This window comes from Citrobacter sp. FDAARGOS_156, from assembly GCF_001559235.2.
Taxonomy (GTDB): Bacteria; Pseudomonadota; Gammaproteobacteria; order Enterobacterales; family Enterobacteriaceae; genus Citrobacter; species Citrobacter youngae.
Window position 1 is genome coordinate 1,650,774 of record NZ_CP014030.2, and the last position, 22,411, is coordinate 1,673,184.

Genomic DNA, 22,411 nt, shown 5'->3' on the forward strand with positions numbered 1-22,411 from the left:
ATGTTAGCATGTGCAGCCATTGAATGGATATTGAAAAAGTACCTGGTAAGGCTCTGTAATGAATCGACAATCCTGGCTGCTTAATCTCAGCCTGTTAAAGACCCATCCTGCATTTCGCGCCGTCTTCCTCGCCCGTTTTATTTCCATTGTCTCTCTGGGGCTATTGGGGGTTGCGGTCCCGGTACAGATCCAGATGATGACGCAGTCGACCTGGCAGGTCGGTTTGTCGGTTACGCTGACCGGGAGCGCCATGTTTATTGGTCTGATGGTGGGCGGCGTACTGGCCGATCGCTATGAGCGCAAAAAGGTGATCCTGCTGGCTCGCGGAACCTGTGGGATCGGTTTTATTGGCCTGTGTCTGAACGCGCTGCTGCCCGAACCGTCGTTGCTGGCTATCTATGTTCTTGGTTTATGGGATGGCTTTTTCGCCTCGCTGGGTGTCACTGCGTTGCTGGCGGCGACGCCGGCGCTGGTCGGGCGTGAAAATCTGATGCAGGCCGGGGCGATTACCATGCTGACTGTGCGTCTGGGATCGGTGATTTCGCCAATGCTTGGTGGGGTGTTGCTGGCGACCGGTGGCGTGGCCTGGAACTACGGCCTGGCGGCGGCGGGTACATTTATTACCTTGCTGCCGTTGTTGAGCCTTCCCGCATTACCGCCTCCGCCGCAGCCGCGCGAGCATCCTCTGAAATCGCTGCTGGCAGCATTTCGCTTTCTGCTTGCCAGCCCGCTGATTGGCGGCATTGCGCTGCTTGGCGGTCTGTTGACCATGGCGAGCGCCGTGCGCGTGCTGTATCCGGCGCTGGCGATAAACTGGCAGATGTCGAGCGCACAGATTGGGTTACTGTATGCGGCTATTCCCCTGGGCGCGGCCATCGGGGCTTTAACCAGTGGGCAACTGGCACACAGCGTGCGTCCGGGTCTGATTATGCTGGCATCAACTGTGGCCTCTTTCCTAGCTATCGGTCTGTTTGGCTTGATGCCCGTTTGGCAGCTCGGTGTGGTTTGTCTGGCGCTGTTTGGCTGGCTGAGTGCGGTCAGTTCTTTGTTGCAGTACACCCTGTTACAGACGCAGACGCCGGAAGCGATGCTCGGGCGAATTAACGGTTTGTGGACCGCACAGAACGTCACCGGCGATGCGATTGGCGCGGCGCTGTTAGGGGGGCTGGGGGCGATGATGACGCCTGCGGCCTCGGCAAGCGTCAGTGGATTTGGGTTGGTGATTGTCGGTCTTTTACTGCTGCTGTTGTTGGGAGAAGTGCGCCGATTCCGGCAGGTTCCCGTGAATGTCTGATCGCGTTATGCTCTACGGATTGTAGGCCGGATAAGGCGTTAGCCGCATCCGGCACTGACCATTAAAACAGAGCCGACAGACGTTGCAGCAGCAGCGTTGCGCTGTAGTAGTCGAGACGGAAGGTTTCCGTGCCCAGCGCATAGACGCGTCTGTTTTGCACAGCAGGCAGATGCGCCAGCAGTGGATTAGCGTAAATCGCATCGGCATCTTTGCTGTCGCCTGCAAACAGGAACAGCGCTTCGCCATTCAGACCCGCCGCCAGGTTTTCACCACCAAGCTGGATAATATCGTGACGTTTACCCTGGCTCTGGCTGGTATGTAGTCCGGCAGGTAGTGGTGCCAGCGTGAAACCGAGCTGTTCCATCAGCTTGCCTTGCGCGGACTCCGGCGTCCACAGGTTGGCGCTGTGTGCGGCTGCGGTATACACCAGCGCACTGACTGGCTGTGGCGGCAGGGTGATACGTTGCTTTACCGCGAGCAGTTGCTTATCAAACTCAGCAATACGCGCCGCTGCCTGTTGCTCCTGCCCGGTGATTTCACCTAATTGTGTCAGCAGTGACTGCCAGCTTTTGTCGTCGTAATTAATGATAAGCGTAGGGGCTATGGTGGACAGTTGATCGTACAGTGCAAGCGCGGAATCTCCCCCGGTGGCGCTGACCAGAATCAGATCCGGCATTTGTGCTGCAACGGCTTCGGCGCTCGGCTCGCCAATATACAGGCGGCTCAGTTTGCGTTCTTTGGCGACGTCGCTCCACTGGCGTAAAAAGCCCTGAGCATCACCAATACGGTTATTCGGTGTCGTGGCACCGCTGGCAATGATAGGCGCATCAATAGCGAGCAGAGAACCGGTGAGCGTGACGCTGGTGGACACAATGCGCAGTGGCTTATGTTCCAGCGTGTGCGTGCCGCGGCTGTCGGTAACCTGGCGTGGCCAGTCAGCGGCATGGCTTAAAGAAATTCCTGAAATAACGAGTCCAACCAGTAACAGCGCAGTGCGGTAAAACGCGGAAAATCTCACAAATAAGCTTCCTGTTATCAATGTGGTTAATGCTTCTCATTTTCATTGTTACGCGTCAGGGATGCAAGCCTAAGTCGCACATTGTGTTACCACAAGAGTTGACATACTGACGCTTTGCTTTTAGGTTAGCGACCGAAAATATAAATGATAATCATTATTAAAGCCTTTATCATTTTATGGAGGATGATATGGACACGTCACTGGCCGAGGAAAAAACGCAGACTATGGCAACTCTCGCTCCCGACAGTTTTTTCTTTATGTCGCCGTATCGTAGTTTTACGACGTCAGGATGCTTCGCCCGCTATGCGGAACCGGCAATTGATGGTGATTCACCAGACAGCCCATTCCAACAGAAAATGCACGCACTGTTTGCGCAGGCCAAATCGCAGGGCATCGCAAACCCCATTATGGTAGGGGCCATTCCCTTTGACACCCGCCAGCCCTCGTCGCTGTTTATTCCTAAATCATGGCAAAGCTTCTCACGCACGGCAAAGCAGCAATCAGCACGTTACTTTACTGCCCATCAGTCGCTGAATGTCGTTGAGCGTAAATCGATTCCTGAGCAGGATTTTTTCGAAGATATGGTCGCCAGAGCAGCGGCGCTGACGGCAACCCCGGAAGTCGACAAAGTGGTGCTGTCTCGCCTGATTGATGTGACCGCCGACGCCAATATCGACAGTGGTGCGCTGCTGGAGCGGCTGGTAGCGCAAAACCCGGCAAGCTACAACTTCCATGTGCCCATCGACGATGGCGGTGTACTGATCGGCGCCAGCCCAGAATTGCTGTTACGCAAAGAAGGCGACCATTTCAGTTCGCTGCCGCTGGCGGGATCTGCGCGTCGCCAACCGGACGATGTTCTGGACCGGGAGGCTGGGATCCGTCTGTTAGCTTCCGAGAAAGATCGCCATGAACACGAACTGGTCACCCAGGCGATGAAAGCGGTTCTGCGTGATCGCAGCAGTGAGTTGCAACTTCCTTCGTCTCCGCAACTGGTCACCACGCCCACGCTCTGGCATCTCGGTACCCCGTTTGAAGGTAAAGCCAATGCCCAGGAAAACGCACTGACGCTGGCTTGTCTGCTGCATCCAACACCGGCGCTAAGTGGCTTCCCGCATCAGGTCGCACGTAAACTTATCGCCGAACTGGAGCCGTTCGATCGCGAACTTTTCGGCGGCATTGTTGGCTGGTGTGATTCGCAGGGCAACGGCGAATGGGTCGTGACGATCCGCTGTGCGAAACTGCTGAGTAATCAGGTACGTTTTTTCGCCGGAGCCGGCATTGTGCCCGCCTCGTCACCGATTGCGGAGTGGCGTGAAACAGGTGCCAAGCTATCCACCATGTTGAATGTTTTTGGACTGCATTAAGCGCCTGGTCTACCAGGCTATTCAGGCCTTATCGACAGGCTCTAAGGAGCAATAATGAGTATTCCTTTCACCCGTTGGCCGGAAGAGTTTGCCCGCCGCTACCGTGAAAAAGGCTACTGGCAGGATTTGCCGCTGACCGACATTCTGACCCGCCACGCCGATTGCGACCAGACGGCGGTGATTGACGGGGAACGCCATCTTAGCTACCGCCAGTTAAATCAGGCGACGGATAATCTTGCCTGTAGCCTGCGTTGTCAGGGGATCAAATCCGGCGAGACCGCACTGGTGCAGTTAGGCAACGTGGCTGAGCTGTATATCACTTTCTTCGCACTGCTCAAACTGGGCGTGGCTCCCGTATTGGCACTGTTTAGCCATCAGCGTAACGAACTCAACGCCTACGCAGCGCAAATTAAACCGGCGTTACTGATTGCCGATCGCCAGCATGCGTTATTCAGTGACGACGAGTTTCTGAATACCTTTGTTGCCGAACACAATTCAGTGCGCGTGGTCCAGTTGCTCAATGATGACGGCGAACACAATCTGCAAACGGCTATAAGCCAACCCGCAACGGCGTTTACCGCCACGCCATCGCCTGCCGATGAAGTGGCGTATTTCCAGCTTTCCGGCGGCACGACCGGGACGCCAAAGCTGATCCCGCGTACCCACAATGATTACTACTACAGCGTGCGCCGCAGCAACGAGATTTGCCATTTCACTGGAGAAACGCGCTATCTGTGCGCTATTCCAGCGGCGCATAACTACGCCATGAGTTCGCCTGGCGCGCTGGGCGTTTTCCTCGCGGGTGGAACAGTGGTGCTGGCGGCAGACCCGAGCGCGACGTTGTGCTTTCCGTTGATTGAACAGCATCAGGTAAACGTTACGGCGTTGGTACCGCCAGCGGTGAGTCTGTGGCTGCAGGCAATTCAGGAGTGGGGCAGTAACGCACAACTGGCTTCGCTGAAACTGTTGCAGGTGGGAGGCGCGCGGCTTTCGGCTTCGCTTGCCGCTCGCATTCCGGCGGAAATAGGCTGCCAGTTGCAGCAGGTCTTCGGTATGGCGGAAGGGCTGGTGAACTACACCCGTCTGGACGACAGTCCCGAGCGCATCATCAATACCCAGGGCCGTCCGATGTGCCCTGACGATGAGGTTTGGGTGGCAGACGCTGACGGTAATCCTTTACCACAGGGCGAGACCGGACGCCTGATGACGCGTGGCCCGTACACCTTCCGGGGTTACTTCAATAGCCCTGAACACAATGCCAGCGCGTTTGATGCTAACGGATTCTATTGCTCTGGTGATCTGATCGCCATCGATCGGGATGGTTACATCACCGTGCAGGGGCGCGAGAAAGATCAGATTAACCGCGGCGGGGAGAAGATCGCTGCCGAAGAAATCGAAAACTTGTTACTGCGCCATCCGGCGGTGATTCATGCGGCATTGGTCAGTGTGGATGACGAACTGATGGGCGAGAAAAGCTGCGCCTGCCTGGTGGTGAAAGAGCCGCTGCGCGCGGTACAGGTGCGTCGTTTTCTGCGCGAACAGGGCGTGGCGGAATTCAAATTGCCGGACCGTGTCGAGTGCGTTGAGTCATTGCCGCTGACCCCGGTAGGCAAAGTGGATAAAAAACAATTACGTCAGTGGCTGGCATCACGTTCACCGGCCTGAAGGAGAAGAAGAAATGGCAATCCCTAAACTGCAGGCTTATGCGCTGCCAACGGCGCTTGATGTTCCGGCAAATAAAGTTGACTGGGCATTTGAACCAGAACGCGCCGCGCTGCTAATCCACGACATGCAGGACTATTTTATCGGCTTTTGGGGCGAGAACTGCCCGATGATGGAACAGGTAGTGGCCAACATCGCCGCGCTGCGTCAGTACTGTAAAGCACATAATATTCCGGTCTATTACACTGCGCAGCCGAAAGAACAAAGCGATGAAGACCGTGCGTTGTTGAACGATATGTGGGGACCCGGCCTGACGCGCTCGCCTGAACAGCAAAAAATCGTCGATGCGCTGGCACCGGACGAAGCGGATACCATTCTGGTTAAATGGCGTTACAGCGCGTTTCATCGTTCACCGCTGGAGCAGATGCTAAGAGACACTGGACGTAACCAGCTGATCATCACCGGCGTGTATGCGCATATTGGCTGCATGACCACCGCGACTGATGCCTTCATGCGTGATATTAAGCCGTTTATGGTCGCAGATGCGCTGGCGGACTTTAGCCGTGATGAACACCTGATGTCGCTGAAATACGTGGCGGGGCGTTCCGGTCGCGTGGTGATGACCCAGGAGTTACTGCCGACGTCTGTTCCGGACAGTAAAGATGCGCTGCGCAGCGTGATTCTGCCGCTACTCGATGAGTCTGAAGAGCCAATGGATGACGAAAACTTAATCGATTACGGTCTGGACTCAGTACGTATGATGGCGCTGGCGGCCCGTTGGCGGAAAGTGCATGGCGATATCGACTTTGTGATGCTGGCGAAAAAACCGACCATTGACGCCTGGTGGACGCTGCTCTCCCGCGAGGTGAAGTGATGGCCGGATTTGACTTCACAGGGAAAACCGTCTGGATAACCGGCGCGGGAAAAGGCATTGGCTACACCACGGCGCTGGCGTTTGTTGATGCCGGGGCACAGGTTACGGGCTTCGACCGCGAGTTCGCGCTGGCAGAGTATCCCTTTGCCACTGAGGTGATGGACGTGGCGAACGCGCAGCAGGTGGCGCAGGTATGCGAGCGTTTGCTGGCGAATACCGGGCGTCTCGACATACTGGTGAACGCCGCAGGGATCCTGCGTATGGGACCAACCGACGCGCTGAGCGTGGAGGACTGGCAGCAAACCTTTGCCGTCAACGTGGGCGGAGCATTCAATTTGTTTCAGCAGACGATGGCGCAGTTTCGTCGCCAGCGGGGTGGGGCAATTGTCACCGTCGCATCGGATGCGGCGCACACGCCGCGTATCGGCATGAGTGCTTATGGGGCGTCAAAAGCCGCGCTGAAAAGCCTGGCGCTAACCGTGGGACTTGAACTGGCGGGCAGCGGCGTGCGCTGCAATGTGGTTTCGCCAGGCTCGACCGATACCGACATGCAGCGTACGTTGTGGGTCAGTGATGATGCGGAACAGCAGCGTATTCGAGGGTTTGGCGAGCAGTTTAAGCTCGGCATTCCGTTGGGGAAAATCGCCCGGCCGCAGGAGATCGCCAACACGATTTTATTCCTCGCCTCCGATCTGGCCAGCCACATTACGTTGCAGGATATTGTGGTGGACGGCGGCTCCACGCTGGGGGCATGACGATGATCTGGAAACGTCATTTAACGCTGGATGAACTGAATGCCACCAGTCAGAACACCATGGTGGCGCATCTGGGCATGGTTTATACCCGACTGAGTGATGATGTGCTGGAAGCCGAAATGCCGGTGGATGAGCGTACGCATCAGCCGTTTGGTTTGCTGCACGGCGGCGCGTCGGCGGCTCTGGCGGAAACGTTGGGGTCAATGGCGGGTTATCTGATGACTCGAGACGGGCAGTGTGTGGTGGGAACTGAGTTGAACGCCACGCATCACCGCGCAGTATCGCAGGGGAAAGTGCGCGGTGTGTGCCAGCCGTTGTATCTTGGGCGACAGAATCAAAGCTGGGAAATCGTCATCTTTGATGAACAGGGGCGGCGCTGCTGCACCTGCCGTTTAGGCACGGCGGTGATGGGGTGAAGTCACCCGGCAAAGTAAAATGAAATTGCAGGGTTAACAGGTAAATGAAGTGATCTAGTTAACAATGCAATGTAAATACTCAGTGATACTTCGGGTTTGCATGGTTGTCAGGTTGTTAAATCTAGAAAAGATGTTATAGAAACAAAATGTAACATCTCTCTGGATAGGACAACGGATAACAACTATGAATAAATCAGGGAAGTACCTCGTCTGGACAGTGCTCTCCGTAATGGGAGCATTTGCCCTCGGCTATATCGCATTAAACCGTGGTGAACAGATCAACGCGTTGTGGATAGTCGTGGCGTCGGTCTGTGTCTACCTTATCGCTTACCGTTTCTATGGCCTGTACATCGCGAAAAATGTACTGGCGCTGGACCCGACGCGTATGACGCCAGCCGTGCGTCATAACGACGGTCTGGACTATGTTCCCACCGATAAAAAAGTACTGTTTGGTCACCATTTTGCAGCGATTGCCGGAGCGGGTCCGTTAGTAGGACCGGTGCTGGCGGCGCAAATGGGCTATCTGCCGGGGATGATCTGGCTGCTCGCCGGGGTAGTGCTGGCCGGCGCGGTGCAGGACTTTATGGTGCTGTTTGTTTCTACCCGTCGCGATGGTCGTTCCCTTGGCGAACTGGTGAAAGAAGAGATGGGCCCAACGGCAGGCGTCATTGCGCTGGTGGCCTGTTTTATGATCATGGTGATTATCCTCGCGGTACTGGCGATGATTGTCGTGAAAGCGCTAACCCACAGCCCGTGGGGAACTTACACCGTAGCGTTCACTATCCCGCTGGCGATTTTTATGGGGATTTACCTGCGTTATCTGCGCCCGGGTCGCATTGGCGAAGTGTCGGTCATCGGTCTGGTGTTCCTGGTATTTGCCATTATTTCCGGTGGCTGGGTGGCGGAGAGTCCTACCTGGGCCCCTTATTTTGACTTTACCGGTGTACAGCTGACCTGGATGCTGGTGGGTTACGGTTTCGTGGCTGCCGTGCTGCCGGTCTGGCTGCTGCTGGCACCGCGTGATTACCTTTCTACCTTCCTGAAAATCGGCACCATTGTGGGTCTGGCGGTAGGGATCCTGATAATGCGCCCGACGCTGACCATGCCTGCGTTGACCAAGTTTGTTGACGGTACCGGCCCGGTCTGGAGCGGTAACCTGTTCCCGTTCCTGTTTATTACCATCGCCTGCGGCGCAGTCTCTGGTTTCCACGCGCTGATTGCCTCCGGCACCACGCCGAAGATGCTGGCGAATGAAGGTCAGGCCTGTTTTATCGGCTATGGCGGGATGCTGATGGAATCCTTTGTCGCCATTATGGCGCTGGTAGCGGCCTGTGTTATCGATCCGGGCGTCTACTTTGCGATGAACAGCCCGATGGCGGTACTGGCACCTGCCGGAACCACCGATGTGGTTGCGTCAGCGGCACAGGTCGTGAGCAGTTGGGGCTTTGTTATCACGCCTGATACGCTGCATCAGATCGCGAACGATGTCGGCGAACAATCCATTATCTCCCGTGCAGGCGGCGCGCCGACGCTGGCGGTGGGCATGGCGTATATTCTGCACGGTGCGCTGGGTGGCATGATGGATGTGGCATTCTGGTATCACTTCGCCATTCTGTTTGAAGCCCTGTTTATTCTGACGGCAGTAGACGCCGGTACGCGCGCCGCGCGCTTTATGCTGCAGGATCTGCTGGGCGTGGTGTCACCAGGGCTGAAACGTACCGATTCGCTGCCAGCGAACCTGTTGGCGACGGCGCTGTGCGTACTGGCCTGGGGTTACTTCCTGCACCAGGGCGTGGTGGATCCACTGGGCGGTATTAACACCCTGTGGCCGCTGTTTGGTATCGCCAACCAGATGCTGGCCGGTATGGCGTTGATGCTCTGTGCGGTGGTGCTATTCAAGATGAAACGCCAGCGCTACGCATGGGTGGCGCTGGTGCCAACCGCCTGGCTGCTGATTTGTACCCTGACTGCCGGCTGGCAGAAAGCGTTTAGCCCGGATGCGAAAATCGGCTTCCTGGCTATCGCCAACAAATTCCAGGCGATGATCGACAGCGGTAACATTCCGGCGCAGTACACCCAGTCGCAGCTGACGCAGCTGGTGTTTAACAACCGCCTGGATGCGGGTCTCACCATCTTCTTCATGGTAGTCGTTGTGGTGCTGGGTCTGTTCTCCATCAAAACTGCGCTGGCAGCGTTGAAAGAGGACAAACCAACGTCGAAAGAGACGCCGTACGAGCCGATGCCTGAGAATGTCGAAGAGATCGTGGCGCAGGCGAAAGGCGCGCACTAATATTCTCTTAACCAATGAGCCCTCTCCTGAACGGGGAGGGCGTTTGTACGACAGGGAATCACTATGTTTGAAACACTCGCCAAAGCCGGGAAGTATTTAGGTCAAACCGCCCGGTTAATGATCGGTGTGCCGGATTACGACAACTATGTTGAACATATGCGCGTCACGCATCCGGACCAAACGCCAATGACCTACGAAGAGTTTTTCCGCGAGCGCCAGGATGCGCGCTATGGGGGGAAAGGCGGCGCGAAGTGCTGTTGATTTTTTGCCGGATGGCGTTAACGCTTATCCGGCCTACAACAATGCTTTGACCGTAGGCCTGAAAAGGCGAAGCCGCCATCAGGCAACCTGCACCATAGTCATACCGTAAACGACTCTACCTTTTCGAATGCTGCGCGCAGTGTCTCCGACGTTAACGTTACCGGCAGGGCGTGAATGGACTCCACCGGGCGCAGGGTGTGCGCAATCACTTTGTCGATTTCTGCGCGATTATTGATATCCACGTCCAGTTGAGCTAATCGGGTTGGCAGATTGAAGCGCTGATAGGCGGTAATTAACTGCGCCAGCACAGCATCTTGTCCCAACAACGCACTCTGCACCAGGATGCCGTACGCCACTTTAGTGCCATGTAAAAACTTCTCTGTTTGTGGGAGGACGGTCAGGCCATTGTGAACAGAATGCGCCGCCGCCACGCGGGTGTAGCGCTCGCCCAGACCACCAACCATACCACCGCCAGCAATGATCGCATCCACCACGTCGCAAAACGCACGGGTCAGTTCACCACGCTGCTTATCTGCCAGCGCCTGCTCGCTGCTTTCCAGTAGGATGTCGCGGATCGTCTGTGCGGCATTGATACCCAGACGAACAGTTAATGGCAGGTTTTCCGGCTGAGGCGCAAGTACGACGGCCTCGTACCACTTCGCTAGCGTGTCGCCGATACCTGCCAGTAGATATTCCTCTGGCGCATTGAGAACGATCTCGGGTTCGACCAGCACGAGGAAATTGGCATCAGGGAAAATTTCAAAATGCAGCGCCTGACCTGCATCGTTGTACCACACGGACAGCGGCGTCCAGGCAGCGCAGGTCGCCGCAATCGTAGGAATACCGACAAACGGCAAATCCAGACGACGGGCCAACGCTTTAGCGGTGTCGAGCAATGTTCCTCCACCCACGCCAATCACCACGCTGCGATTCTCTCCCGACTCTTTTGCCAGTTGAGTAACATCGGTTTCGCTGCAATGTCCCGTAAACAGTAGGCGCTTAGCCTCGGCAAGATGAAAGGCCTCTGGCAGATAAGGCCGGGCTGCATTGATGGCGCGCTCACCATATACCCAGACGGCGCGTGAGAGTTGATCCTTTGTGAAAAAATCGTTGAGTCTCGACAGGCTGCCGCGATGGGAAAAATAGTTAGCCGGGCCGGTGACGACGCGAATCTCGGTATTACTCATGTTGTGTTGTCCTTTTGGCTGTCCTGTCCAGGCAGGTTATTTTTATATGGACGTCTGAACGTCTTGATTGCCAAATACTAGCATCGTGCTATAGTGGCTTCAACCACAACATTACACGCTGGGATAACAATAATGAGTAATAACCCGCTGATTCCGAAAAGCAAACTGCCTAATCTGGGCACCACTATTTTCACGCAAATGAGCGCGCTGGCGCAGCAGCACCAGGCCATTAACCTCTCGCAGGGATTTCCTGATTTTGATGGTCCACTCTTTTTACAAGAACGTCTGGCGTATCACGTCGCGCATGGCGCAAACCAGTATGCGCCGATGACGGGCGTACAGCCGCTGCGAGAGGCCATTGCGGATAAAACCGCGCAGTTGTACGGCTATAGACCCGACGCAAATAGCGAAGTGACCGTTACTGCGGGGGCAACGGAAGCATTGTACGCCGCGATCACGGCACTGGTACGGCCTGGCGATGAGGTGATCTGTTTTGACCCGAGCTACGACAGCTATGCGCCCGCGATCGAATTATCCGGCGGCGAGGTTAAACGCATCGCGCTGCAACCGCCGTCTTTTCGCGTCGACTGGCAGGAATTTGCTGCGCTAATCAGTGACCGCACCCGGCTGGTGATCCTAAATACACCGCATAACCCCTCGGCTACGGTATGGCAGAAGGCGGACTTTGAGGCGTTATGGCAGGCTATTAACCGGCATGAGATTTATGTTGTCAGTGACGAAGTCTACGAGCATATCTGTTTTGCCACGCATGGGCATGCCAGCGTGCTGGCGCATCCGCAACTAAGGGCGCGCGCAGTTGCCGTTTCATCATTTGGCAAAACCTATCATATGACGGGCTGGAAAGTGGGGTACTGTGTTGCGCCACCGGCTATCAGCGCGGAGTTACGTAAGGTCCATCAGTATTTAACCTTCTCGGTCAACACGCCGGCACAACTGGCGCTGGCGGATATGCTGCGCGAAGATCCGACGCACTACCGTGAGCTGCCCGCGTTTTATCAGAGAAAACGTGATGTGCTGGTGAATGCGCTGCGTGACAGTCGGCTGGAAATACTACCCTGCGAAGGGACGTACTTTTTGCTGATTGATTACAGTGCTGTTTCTGATCTCAACGATGTGGCGTTTTGCCAATGGCTGACTAAAGAGGTCGGCGTGGCGGCGATACCGCTGTCCGTTTTCTGCGCCGATCCTTTCCCACATAAGCTGATTCGCCTGTGTTTTGCTAAGCAAGAATCGACGCTGCTGGCAGCGGCAGAACGCCTGGTTACGCTGTAGTGACGCGATTTCGCTACTTCACCGTCCAGGCTTTAGAGAATCGACGGTCGGCAAATAATTCTTGCAGACCGTTGATTTGCTTCAAACGTAAGACTTCGTCGCTATCCATTCCCAGTTCTTTACCGATTTTCTCTTCGCTCCAGCCTAATTGTGATAATTCACGAACGATTTCCGACATAGCATGGATTTGATGCCGCCCACGGGCACGATTGTGGCGGATTGTTGCCGCCATGCGCTCATGACGCCCGCGTTGCAGACAGGCAACGGGCAGATAACCTTTCAGGCGTGATTTTAGTGATGATTTGTTTTTGCCGATTTCATGTCGATGGAATCCGTCGACGATTTCATATTCTTCCGGGGTTGATTGAACCACGACGATCGGTTGTGTGAAGCCATCGGCTTCAATGGATTTCAGCAGTAGCTTTTTCTCCGGCGGCGCAACGTTATTTGGGTTGTAATCATTTGGCGAAATAGCGCTGTTTTTGATCCACAGAACGCAGTCTACCGGTTCTTCACGGAAAGGGCTGACGCTATGGATTGCCATCCTGAATTCATTGATTGCTTCAATTCGTTCTTCTTCTGAAAGGCCAGAAAGAAAACCGGTGAGTTCCTGAGTTAGTCGTCGTTGCATAAGATCCCCCATTCCTGGCGTTTGGTTTTCATACGTTCGTTATAACGCTGATAGTTTTTCATTTTTGTGGGACTGAATGAGAGTGCCCGACACCAGTAGTCATTATTCAGCAGTACTTTGCAGATCCGTCTCCATGAGGGGATATCTTTAGAACCAATATCGTTTTCCTGGGTTTGAGGAATATTATCGATCCCATTTTTCTTGTACCACTGTAAATAGACGGCAATTTTGTTGCGGTAGTGCTCTGCGGTCTGTTGCGGCATGCTGTCTAATAGCAGCATGGCGTACGCTTGCCAGCTTAAATGCTCAGGTTTTAATATTTTCCGGTGGCCGTAAAAATGGTTGTCATGGCCGGCGTATATTCCGCCGCTTTTAACGCCGCTAACCCGGGTGCACATGGCTGCCCATCGCTGTGGCTCAATAACATGATACAGCCACAGTCCCTGGCGTTGTTCCGGGCCAAAGGGTTCGCAAATGCGCATATATCGTGTTGGCACGCCAGCCTGGTACATCAGGTTATACAGGGGGTTGCATGGCATTTTTGTTTTCGCAAACCATGTCCATATATCGGCTGTTTTCCAGTCATACACCGGATAGATATACCAGGTGTGTCCTCCCGGTGCGGCGGTAGTCCACGGTTTGTCATCGGCAAAACGTTGCTTACGTGAATGGGCAATGGCGACAAAACGGTTATATGATTCGTCGGCACGGATGCCCACCATCATTGCCGCAGGACGTTTTTCTGAAAACCAGTCAGCGAACTCACGAACGAATTGTTCAAAGGTCATGCCGGGTTGGTAGAAATGAAAGAAACTGGGATCGGTAATCGCATCTGCTGGTGGTTGCCGCACCCATTGTGTATTGGGTTCCCAACACTGCCATTCCGGTTGAAATTGTGAGAGAGAATTTTGGGTGGTGAGCGGTATTGCTACCCAATAAAAACGTTCTATAACGTCAGAATAGTGTTCTCGTAGCGCTTCAACATAGTCGATAGTACAAGAGAACTGGGCTTCCCAGTCAATAAACAATACGCTTATTTTTTTATGTAACTGGCGTGCAAGAGTGGCGGTGAGATGCATCATGAGCCCGGAGTCTTTCCCTCCAGACAGTGAAACGCACACGCGAGGCAGTGTTTCCAAAGTCCAGGTAATGCGTTCCTGAGCGGCTTCCAGCACGCTCTGACTCAGAGGGATTTTGTAAACAGACATAGCAAGTCCATACTGAAAGAATAAAAGAGTAACATCTCTAATGTATACTTTGAATAAGATATGCCAATTTACGAAGCGTGCAACCTTTAAATACATTCACTTAATGTATTTAAAAAATTTTTTTATTTAGTTCATGTATAGTTCTTTGATGTGTCGCTTTTTTCGGTTTTTTTATTTATTTTTGCTATGGAATTCTCAAAGTTTTTGTTGTTAAGTGAGGCCCGGTTGTACATTAAAAATAGATTCATTGATGGTGGCTTAATATCTGTTTTGATTTTCTTTAAATTGAATAATGGTGAATATAATTCAAAGGTTGATTTAGGAATGAAACCAATGATATCTGTAATGGATATAATGTTGATAATTGACATCAGTGAATCACTAGAGAACCCGGTTTTACGATTGGCGAGAAAAGCATTTGTTTCCGACTGGTACTCTTTTACACCTGCATCGTCAGAGAGAAACCACGAAAACTGTTCTTCCAGTATTTCATTTAACGTTGTTTTTTCATTTATTCTGGGGTGGTTTTTGCCACAGACCAATACGGTCTCAATTGTCCTGAATGGGGTGCATATAATTGAGCGGTTAACGATCGGTGATGTCGTGATGACAACATCCGCTTTACGGTAGGCGAGTAAGTCTTCAGCGGTTTCCGATGTTATCAGAATATCACGATGTTCAATTTCAACATATTTGTCTTCCCTGATAGATTTAATTAACTCACTTATGTAGGCATTGTTGATAATTTGCGGACTGTAAATGACGAATTTTTTCTTCAGACTGGAGCTGTGCATGATATTTATTGTTTCTTCCAGACTGTTGAGATTGTTCTCAAGGTGATGGTGTAGATTGACCGCCGTTACGGTAGGCGTAATACCTTTCCCTGCCCGAATAAACAAAGGATCATTGAATTGAGTGCGAAGCCTTTGTAGCGACTGGCTAACGGCTGAGGGGGTAATAAACAGCGTTTCGGCGGCTTTGCTTATGCTCAGATTCTGATAGATACACTCGAAAATAACCAGCAGGTTCAGATCGAATTTTTTGAGGTCGTAAAGGTTAGCCATACGCTAATTCCTGTTTTAGTTTAGTTGTGAAATATTTCATTTTGTTATGTATAAGTTGTAATGCATTATCGTTTCATATACATGTAAAACTTAATGAATAGTTTACTACTACTTAAAATAGCACAGGCAGGGTTATTTTTTCGGTAAAAAGTGCTAACGGGTTAATTGATATAGAAAAGAAGAATGATTGATATGAAAATAATATCAATCATTCGTTGCGTATATTTATTTGGCTCCCATGATAATATCCAGCTTCTCTTTATCGGGCAAACCTACTGCCTGTTGCAGGGTATTATCTTTGCTCATGTAATAAATGGCGGGTGTGACATTGGCGCCTAAATCGTCCATTAGTTTTTGGTTGATATTCAGCGTCTTCATTTGCTCGGCAGGCGGGTTTGCTGGCAGTGCCAGCGTCATTTTGCCGCCGGAGGCTTCATAGTCGTACCAGGTTTTAGCGGGGTCCTTGCTTGCCAGAATGGCCGCAGCGGTTGCCGGGCTTTCGGGTTTTATTACGCCAACCAGCAACGTGCGCAGTTGGACTTTACCGGCGTCCACCCACGGGCGCGCCTGCTGCCAGAACTGTTTACAATAGGGACAGAAGGGATCGGCAAACACATACACAATAACTGGCGCGTCTTTTTTGCCATCCAGAATCCACGACGCTTTTTCCATGCGTTGCCACATCTCGCGCCCGGCAGGGGCATAGATCTCTTTTTCTATCAGCGCATTACTCAGGTTTTCACCTTTCTCGTTATACATATAGCCGGAGATCGCCTGTTTTCCATCAGGCGTCACATAGATAGTGACCCCCATGTCCTGATATTTGCCCAGATAACCTTTCATGCCTCCCGGGGCGTCGAACGACTTCAGAATCGTAATGCCCTGTTTCTCAATCGCTTTCACGGGGGCAGGAAGCTCTTCAGCGTGGACGACTGCAGGGAGCAGAGCTAAGAGTAATGTACGTTTAAACATTGATTTTCCTTATAAAATTAGAAGGAAAGGGAGTTAAGTTGCAAAACCTATCGCAGCCATAGGTAAGATCGACAGTCTGTCGATTGCCCTTTCGGTAGTTGGGTGATGTAATCCCAATCGCTGTTACGACCTTGGTTAAGGTAATGTAGAGCGCAACACATAGCCAGTTCTGCTGGCACTGAAGTTACTTGCGGGTAACTCGGGTAATGAGGCTCCCTGCAAAGGGAGCCTTTTTTACTTTTAGAATAGGGTTTACACCATGCGGTTGAGTCGGTTGTTAGTTAACGCTTATTGATTTGATAAAGGAAACGCATTAGCCCTTATCAATGATTTTCGTTAACTTATCCCTCAACGAAAACACGGAGGAAGTACAGATGTCTTTGATTAATACCAAAATTAAACCTTTCAAAAACCAGGCGTTCAAAAACGGTGAGTTCATCGAAGTAACCGAGAACGATACCGAAGGTCGTTGGAGTGTCTTCTTCTTCTACCCGGCTGATTTTACGTTCGTATGTCCGACCGAGCTGGGCGACGTTGCTGACCATTACGAAGAACTGCAGAAACTGGGTGTGGACGTTTACTCTGTTTCTACTGACACTCATTTTACTCACAAAGCATGGCACAGCAGCTCTGAAACCATCGCGAAAATCAAATATGCGATGATCGGCGACCCGACTGGCGCCCTGACCCGTAACTTCGACAACATGCGTGAAGATGAAGGTCTGGCTGACCGTGCAACATTTGTTGTTGACCCGCAGGGTATCATCCAGGCAATCGAAGTTACCGCTGAAGGTATCGGCCGTGATGCGTCTGACCTGCTGCGCAAAATTAAAGCTGCACAGTATGTCGCTTCCCACCCAGGTGAAGTTTGCCCGGCTAAGTGGAAAGAAGGCGAAGCGACCTTAGCGCCATCTTTAGATCTGGTCGGCAAGATCTAAGTCTGTTTTGCCTTGCGGCGCTGCGCTTGCATAGGCCTACGAAACCGTAGGCCGGGTAAACGAAGTGCCACCCGGCAATCAATGGGCGCAGACGCGCCCATTTCATTCCAGCACCATGACGCAAGTTGCATTGATGCGGCCCCGCGAATTCGGCTTGCATGATGATGTTTTCAGAGAGGGAAGAATAATGCTCGACACAAATATGAAAACCCAGCTCAAGGCTTATCTTGAGAAACTGACCAAACCTGTTGAGCTGATTGCTACGCTGGATGACAGCGCTAAATCGGCAGAAATCAAGGAACTGCTGACTGAAATTGCTGAACTGTCAGAAAAAGTCACCTTTAAAGAAGATAATACTCTGGCCGTACGTAAGCCATCGTTCCTGATTACCAATCCTGGTTCTCACCAGGGGCCGCGCTTTGCCGGTTCTCCGCTGGGGCATGAGTTTACCTCTCTGGTTCTGGCGCTGTTGTGGACCGGTGGTCATCCGTCAAAAGAGGCACAGTCACTGCTGGAGCAGATCCGCGACCTCGACGGGGACTTTGAGTTTGAAACGTATTATTCACTGTCCTGCCATAACTGCCCGGATGTGGTGCAAGCGCTCAACCTGATGTCTGTACTTAACCCACGCATCAAGCATACGGCGATTGATGGCGGTACATTCCAGAACGAAATTACCGATCGTAACGTCATGGGCGTTCCGGCGGTCTATATGAACGGCAAAGAGTTCGGCCAGGGTCGTATGACGCTGACTGAAATCGTAGCGAAAGTGGATACCGGTGCAGAAAAGCGCGCAGCGGAAGAGTTGAATAAGCGTGATGCTTACGATGTGCTGATCGTCGGTTCGGGTCCTGCCGGGGCAGCGGCTGCGGTGTACTCTGCACGTAAAGGTATTCGCACCGGTCTGATGGGCGAACGCTTTGGCGGTCAGGTTCTTGATACCGTTGATATCGAAAACTACATCTCTGTACCGAAAACCGAAGGCCAGAAACTGGCTGGCGCACTGAAAGCACATGTTGATGATTACGATGTTGATGTTATTGATAGCCAGAGTGCGAGCAAACTGGTTCCGGCAGCTCAGGAAGGTGGTTTGCATCAGATTGAAACGGCTTCCGGCGCGGTGTTGAAAGCACGCAGCATCATCATTGCTACCGGTGCAAAATGGCGCAACATGAATGTTCCGGGTGAAGATCAGTATCGCACCAAGGGCGTAACCTACTGTCCGCACTGTGATGGCCCGCTGTTTAAAGGCAAGCGTGTCGCGGTGATAGGTGGCGGTAACTCGGGTGTTGAAGCGGCTATCGATCTGGCGGGTATCGTCGAGCACGTGACGTTGCTGGAATTTGCCCCGGAAATGAAAGCCGATCAGGTTCTGCAGAATAAAGTCCGCAGTCTGAAAAACGTCGACATTATTCTGAATGCGCAAACCACAGAAGTGAAAGGCGACGGCAGTAAAGTCACCGGTCTGGAGTATCGTGACCGCGTCAGCGGTGATATCCACAATGTGGAACTGGCGGGTATCTTTGTGCAGATTGGCCTGTTGCCAAATACCAACTGGCTGGAAGGCGCCGTTGAGCGTAACCGCATGGGTGAAATCATCATTGATGCCAAGTGCGAGACCAGCGTGAAAGGTGTTTTCGCTGCCGGTGACTGCACCACCGTACCCTATAAGCAGATTATCATTGCGACTGGCGAAGGTGCCAAAGCATCATTGAGCGCGTTTGATTATCTGATTCGCACGACAACCGTATAAGAAAGTAAGACTCACCTGCAAAAGAAGCGAAATGCCCGATAGCACAAGCATATCGGGTCTACAAATGGGATATCATCGGTTTGTAGGAGAAAGAGGCTACCGGAAGGTAGCCTCTTTTTTTATTAGCGAACGACCAGCACCGGTAAGGTAGCGTGGCGGACAACGCTGGAGGCGTTAGATCCGAGCAGATGGGTGCTGATTGATGGGTTACGCGACCCAATGACAACGACATCTGCATTCAACTCTTCACCTAACTCGTTGACCACGTCACGGACGCTGCCAAAGCGGACGTGTTGCTTAATACGGGAAGGATCGATGCTGAAGTGACCGACCATCGTTTGCAGACGGGTTTCCGCTTCGTGTTGCAGATGCTCTTCAAAACGACGAACGTCAGCCGCAAAGCGGTGCAAACTTAGGCTCGCTGAGCCTGGCAGCACATGCAGCAGATGGATAACCCCTTTATCCTGGGCCAGAAATTCTGCATGGCGAATAGCCTTGTCGCTCAGTTCCATTTCGAATACATCAACAGGCATTATGATCGTGTTGTACATAAACATTCTCCTTGTCATTACATGAACACATAACAGCATAGTATTAAAAATGATTCTGTCAGTCACGACACAGATTTGTGTTTTGCGAACAGGAAAGAAAGCGAGGAGCAGGGAGATCTAACCGGAAAGAGGATGCGGATGCATCCCCTGTAAGATAAAGCGAGTCGCTTTGATAAGACAGAGTTAGCGCAGGTAGTCGCCTGCAGCTTCAGGCTGGTACTCAAGCTCGATGACTTCGAGGTGGGTCGATGTACCGCCCGGTAATTCCCAATGGATCGTATCGCCAACGCGCAGGCCCAGAAGCGCTGCACCGACTGGCGCCATTACCGAAAGCTGTGTACTGCTGTCAGTCATATTGGCCGGATATACCAGGGTACGTACACGCACTTCGCCATCGCTCAGATTGCGGAATTTCACGCGGCTGTTCATGGTCACCACGTCGTGCGGCATGGTTTCCGGGGAACACATTTGGGCGCGATCCAGTTCAGCGTTTAATGCGTCCGCTATCGGTAAACCAGCAAACGCAGGTTGCTCCAACAGGCGGTCAATGCGTTCCGCATCGAGGTCGTTAATGATAATAGTTGGTCTGGACATTTATTACTCCATGTCGTCGATACTGCGGATGCGCAGGTAAATAATCCCAAAAGAAAACCCTCACCGTCAGGCGGCAAGGGTTTAGCTTTTATGATGATACTGAGACTTACCCCATGTTTGAAGTGATTTAGTTCACATTCAGGCAAATCATCAATATTGTCGCGTATGGTGTAATGTCAGCCAGTTAAGCATTATAGGGAACATGTGATTCCGGCTCAGGGTTCCGTTCACTTCAGCGGCATCACTTTTCTGCGGCACAGCCCCCGTGAACGGGCAAGGGAGGCTCGCCGCCGCCTCCCTTGCAACCCAGGCTCCCGGCGGGAAAATCGTCGCTACGCGATGTATTCGTCTTATGCCGTCTGCCTGTCGGGTCGGGGCCGAGCCTACGTCCATGCAGGCCGTCCCCTCTGTCCGCATCCCTGCGGACAGACCCGGTCAGCCGTCAACGCCTCATCGATTTTCCGCCGGGAGCCGGGATTGTTAAGGGTACAGCGATAGTACCCTTAACACGTTCACAGGCAGTATGGTTTCAGAGAAGTGAAAAACATAAGGTGAACGGAACAATACACCAGAGGCAACAGGTTCATTACCTTTAGTTCGTAACTGACAAGCATTACGCGTATGGTGTGATTTTAGCCGAAAAACGTGATCGTTCTCAAATTTGCATTATGCTTTTTAAGCGCTCGCTGCGGGCGCGTCACGACAACTCAGTGTTCCTCGACAGGAGATCTCATGAGCCAGTACGACAAACTTACCTTAAAAGATGGCAGCTATTTGCATTTCAAAGACTGGGGAAGCGGCCAGCCCATTGTGTTCAGCCATGGTTGGCCGCTAACCGCAGATGCATTTGAAGATCAGATGCTGTTTCTCGGGTCGAAAGGATTTCGTGTGATAGCCCATGACAGACGAGGGCACGGGCGTTCGGCCCAGCCCTGGGATGGCCACAATATGGATCAGTATGCTGACGATTTGGCCGAACTTACCGCGTATCTCAATCTCAAAGATGCTGTGCATGTCGGGCACTCTACCGGCGGTGGCGAAGTTGCTCGTTATATTGGCCGCCATGGGACGCAGAGGGTCGCAAAAGCGGTACTCATTGGTGCGGTAACACCCATCATGATTAAAACCGACTTTAACCCGAATGGTGTACCGAGGGAGGTGTTCGATAGCATTCGTGAAGGCGTTGTGAACGATCGTGCCGCCTTTTTCTATGAGTTGACGGCCGCATTCTATGGCTACAATCGACCGGGCGCAAAAGAGTCGAAAGCCGTCAGGGAAAGTTTTGTTGAACAGGGTTTACAAGGCTCCATCAAAGCGTTGTACGACTGTATCCACGCGTTTTCGGAAACAGATCTGCGTGAGGACCTCAAAAAGATGACTATCCCGACGCTGGTGATCCACGGTGACGACGATCAGATTGTCCCGTTTGAAACCTGCGGCAAGGTTGCGGCAGAAATCCTACCAGATGCACAGTTGAAGGTGTATGCCGGAGGGTCTCACGGTATTTGCACCACCCATAAACAGCAGATCAACGCCGATCTACTCGACTTTATTCAGTCGTAATCGTTCGTGGATTGTTCTACGCTGATCCTCTTCCGTCAGGGGGATGAGCGAAGCACAATTTATGCTTAGCAGAGGTTAACTTCACCAGGGAAAACTATGTATTTCTATCAACCGTCACAGGGACACGGCCTGCCACATGACCCGCTCAATGCCATTATTGGGCCACGCCCTATTGGATGGATTGCGTCGAGTGACAGTAACGGTCGGCATAATCTGGCGCCGTACAGTTTCTTTAACTGTTTTAACTATCATCCGCCGATTATCGGTTTTGCCAGCAGCGGCTGGAAAGACAGCGTGCAGAATATTATCGAAACCGGTGAATTTGTCTGGAACCTGACGACTCTTGAGCTGGCCACTGCGATGAACGAAACGTCGGCCAGTCTGCCGCACGGCGAGGATGAGTTCTTTGCCGCAGGGCTTTGCAAAGCAGAGAGTCGGTTAGTTAACGTGCCGCGCGTGGCACAAAGTCCCGTCAATTTTGAGTGTCGTTTATCACAGAGCCTGCAACTGACGGCCGCAGATGGCTCACCGGTTGATACCTGGCTGGTATTGGGGGAAGTGGTGGGCATCCACATCGATGAAACGCTGCTGGAAGACGGCATCTATCAGACGGCGAAAGCGAAGCCGGTACTGCGCGCAGGTGGGCCAACGGCATATTATTCGATCAGTGAAACACACCGTTTTGATTTAGTTCGCCCGGACGCCCGAGCAAAACGCTAAGCT

Annotated in this window: 21 protein-coding genes; 13 read left to right on the top strand and 8 right to left on the bottom strand. The window is 52.6% G+C overall.

The window, feature by feature from the left end; genetic code table 11:
• The first annotated feature begins 58 nt into the window (after positions 1–58).
• Positions 59–1,294: an enterobactin transporter EntS gene (gene entS / locus AL515_RS07970; protein WP_061067491.1), complete on the top strand. Its 1,236-nt coding sequence runs from the start codon at positions 59–61 to the stop codon at positions 1,292–1,294.
• A gap of 61 nt (positions 1,295–1,355) precedes the next feature.
• On the opposite strand, the gene fepB is transcribed toward entS, so the two are convergent.
• Positions 1,356–2,312, bottom strand: coding sequence for a Fe2+-enterobactin ABC transporter substrate-binding protein (gene fepB, locus AL515_RS07975; protein ID WP_061067492.1), 957 nt, complete (start codon positions 2,310–2,312; stop codon positions 1,356–1,358).
• Positions 2,313–2,500: 188 nt separating this feature from the next.
• Here fepB and entC point away from each other — a divergent pair, with 188 nt between their 5' ends.
• The 7 genes from entC (at position 2,501) to AL515_RS08010 (ending at position 9,934) form a co-directional block, all read left to right on the top strand.
• Positions 2,501–3,676: an isochorismate synthase EntC gene (gene entC / locus AL515_RS07980; protein WP_061067493.1), complete on the top strand. Its 1,176-nt coding sequence runs from the start codon at positions 2,501–2,503 to the stop codon at positions 3,674–3,676.
• Between the two features lie 54 nt (positions 3,677–3,730).
• Positions 3,731–5,341, top strand: coding sequence for a (2,3-dihydroxybenzoyl)adenylate synthase EntE (gene entE / locus AL515_RS07985; protein WP_061067494.1), 1,611 nt, complete (start codon positions 3,731–3,733; stop codon positions 5,339–5,341).
• A 13-nt stretch (positions 5,342–5,354) separates the two neighbouring features.
• Entirely contained in the window at positions 5,355–6,212 is an 858-nt protein-coding gene (locus AL515_RS07990) for an isochorismatase (protein ID WP_061067495.1), read from the top strand.
• A complete protein-coding gene (gene entA, locus AL515_RS07995) occupies positions 6,212–6,967 on the top strand; it encodes a 2,3-dihydro-2,3-dihydroxybenzoate dehydrogenase EntA (protein WP_048212325.1) in 756 nt (251 codons plus the stop codon). Before AL515_RS07990 ends, entA begins: the two co-directional genes overlap by 1 nt.
• 2 nt (positions 6,968–6,969) lie before the next feature.
• A complete protein-coding gene (gene entH, locus AL515_RS08000) occupies positions 6,970–7,383 on the top strand; it encodes a proofreading thioesterase EntH (RefSeq protein WP_048212612.1) in 414 nt (137 codons plus the stop codon).
• Between the two features lie 184 nt (positions 7,384–7,567).
• Positions 7,568–9,673, top strand: coding sequence for a pyruvate/proton symporter CstA (gene cstA, locus AL515_RS08005; protein WP_016152202.1), 2,106 nt, complete (start codon positions 7,568–7,570; stop codon positions 9,671–9,673).
• Positions 9,674–9,736: 63 nt separating this feature from the next.
• Entirely contained in the window at positions 9,737–9,934 is a 198-nt protein-coding gene (locus AL515_RS08010) for a YbdD/YjiX family protein (RefSeq protein ID WP_003022064.1), read from the top strand.
• A gap of 98 nt (positions 9,935–10,032) precedes the next feature.
• Here the strand turns inward: AL515_RS08010 and AL515_RS08020 are convergent, their stop codons facing one another.
• Entirely contained in the window at positions 10,033–11,121 is a 1,089-nt protein-coding gene (locus tag AL515_RS08020; RefSeq protein ID WP_061067497.1) for an oxidoreductase, read from the bottom strand.
• Between the two features lie 132 nt (positions 11,122–11,253).
• On the opposite strand from AL515_RS08020, the gene AL515_RS08025 reads away from it, so the two are divergent.
• A complete protein-coding gene (locus AL515_RS08025) occupies positions 11,254–12,414 on the top strand; it encodes a pyridoxal phosphate-dependent aminotransferase (protein WP_048212323.1) in 1,161 nt (386 codons plus the stop codon).
• Positions 12,415–12,427: 13 nt separating this feature from the next.
• Here AL515_RS08025 and AL515_RS08030 read toward each other — a convergent pair whose 3' ends face one another.
• The 4 genes from AL515_RS08030 to dsbG form a co-directional block, all read right to left on the bottom strand.
• Positions 12,428–13,045, bottom strand: coding sequence for an IbrB-like domain-containing protein (locus AL515_RS08030; protein ID WP_048212322.1), 618 nt, complete (start codon positions 13,043–13,045; stop codon positions 12,428–12,430).
• Positions 13,030–14,253 carry a phosphoadenosine phosphosulfate reductase gene (locus tag AL515_RS08035; RefSeq protein ID WP_061067498.1) on the bottom strand — a complete coding sequence of 408 codons (1,224 nt, stop codon included), beginning with the start codon at positions 14,251–14,253 and terminating at the stop codon, positions 13,030–13,032. The genes AL515_RS08030 and AL515_RS08035 overlap by 16 nt, the downstream gene beginning before the upstream one ends.
• 131 nt (positions 14,254–14,384) lie before the next feature.
• On the bottom strand, positions 14,385–15,317 hold the full coding sequence (gene citR / locus AL515_RS08040; RefSeq protein ID WP_061067499.1) for a DNA-binding transcriptional repressor CitR: 933 nt from the start codon (positions 15,315–15,317) through the stop codon (positions 14,385–14,387).
• A 225-nt stretch (positions 15,318–15,542) separates the two neighbouring features.
• Complete coding sequence (gene dsbG / locus AL515_RS08045; RefSeq protein ID WP_061067500.1) at positions 15,543–16,289, bottom strand: thiol:disulfide interchange protein DsbG; 747 nt, start codon at positions 16,287–16,289, stop codon at positions 15,543–15,545.
• A 374-nt stretch (positions 16,290–16,663) separates the two neighbouring features.
• On the opposite strand from dsbG, the gene ahpC reads away from it, so the two are divergent.
• Positions 16,664–17,227, top strand: coding sequence for an alkyl hydroperoxide reductase subunit C (ahpC, locus tag AL515_RS08050; RefSeq protein ID WP_061068806.1), 564 nt, complete (start codon positions 16,664–16,666; stop codon positions 17,225–17,227).
• A 187-nt stretch (positions 17,228–17,414) separates the two neighbouring features.
• Positions 17,415–18,980 (top strand): alkyl hydroperoxide reductase subunit F, encoded by a 1,566-nt coding sequence (ahpF, locus tag AL515_RS08055; protein ID WP_061067501.1) that lies wholly within the window; start codon positions 17,415–17,417, stop codon positions 18,978–18,980.
• A gap of 122 nt (positions 18,981–19,102) precedes the next feature.
• On the opposite strand, the gene uspG is transcribed toward ahpF, so the two are convergent.
• Both uspG and rnk read right to left on the bottom strand, forming a co-directional pair.
• Positions 19,103–19,531: a universal stress protein UspG gene (gene uspG / locus AL515_RS08060; protein WP_003022101.1), complete on the bottom strand. Its 429-nt coding sequence runs from the start codon at positions 19,529–19,531 to the stop codon at positions 19,103–19,105.
• A 183-nt stretch (positions 19,532–19,714) separates the two neighbouring features.
• Complete coding sequence (rnk, locus tag AL515_RS08065; RefSeq protein ID WP_005120853.1) at positions 19,715–20,125, bottom strand: nucleoside diphosphate kinase regulator; 411 nt, start codon at positions 20,123–20,125, stop codon at positions 19,715–19,717.
• A 732-nt stretch (positions 20,126–20,857) separates the two neighbouring features.
• On the opposite strand from rnk, the gene AL515_RS08075 reads away from it, so the two are divergent.
• Together AL515_RS08075 and AL515_RS08080 are read left to right on the top strand one after the other, a co-directional pair.
• Positions 20,858–21,688: an alpha/beta fold hydrolase gene (locus AL515_RS08075; protein ID WP_061067502.1), complete on the top strand. Its 831-nt coding sequence runs from the start codon at positions 20,858–20,860 to the stop codon at positions 21,686–21,688.
• 96 nt (positions 21,689–21,784) lie between these two features.
• Entirely contained in the window at positions 21,785–22,408 is a 624-nt protein-coding gene (locus AL515_RS08080; RefSeq protein WP_061067503.1) for a flavin reductase family protein, read from the top strand.
• The last annotated feature ends 3 nt before the right edge of the window (positions 22,409–22,411 follow it).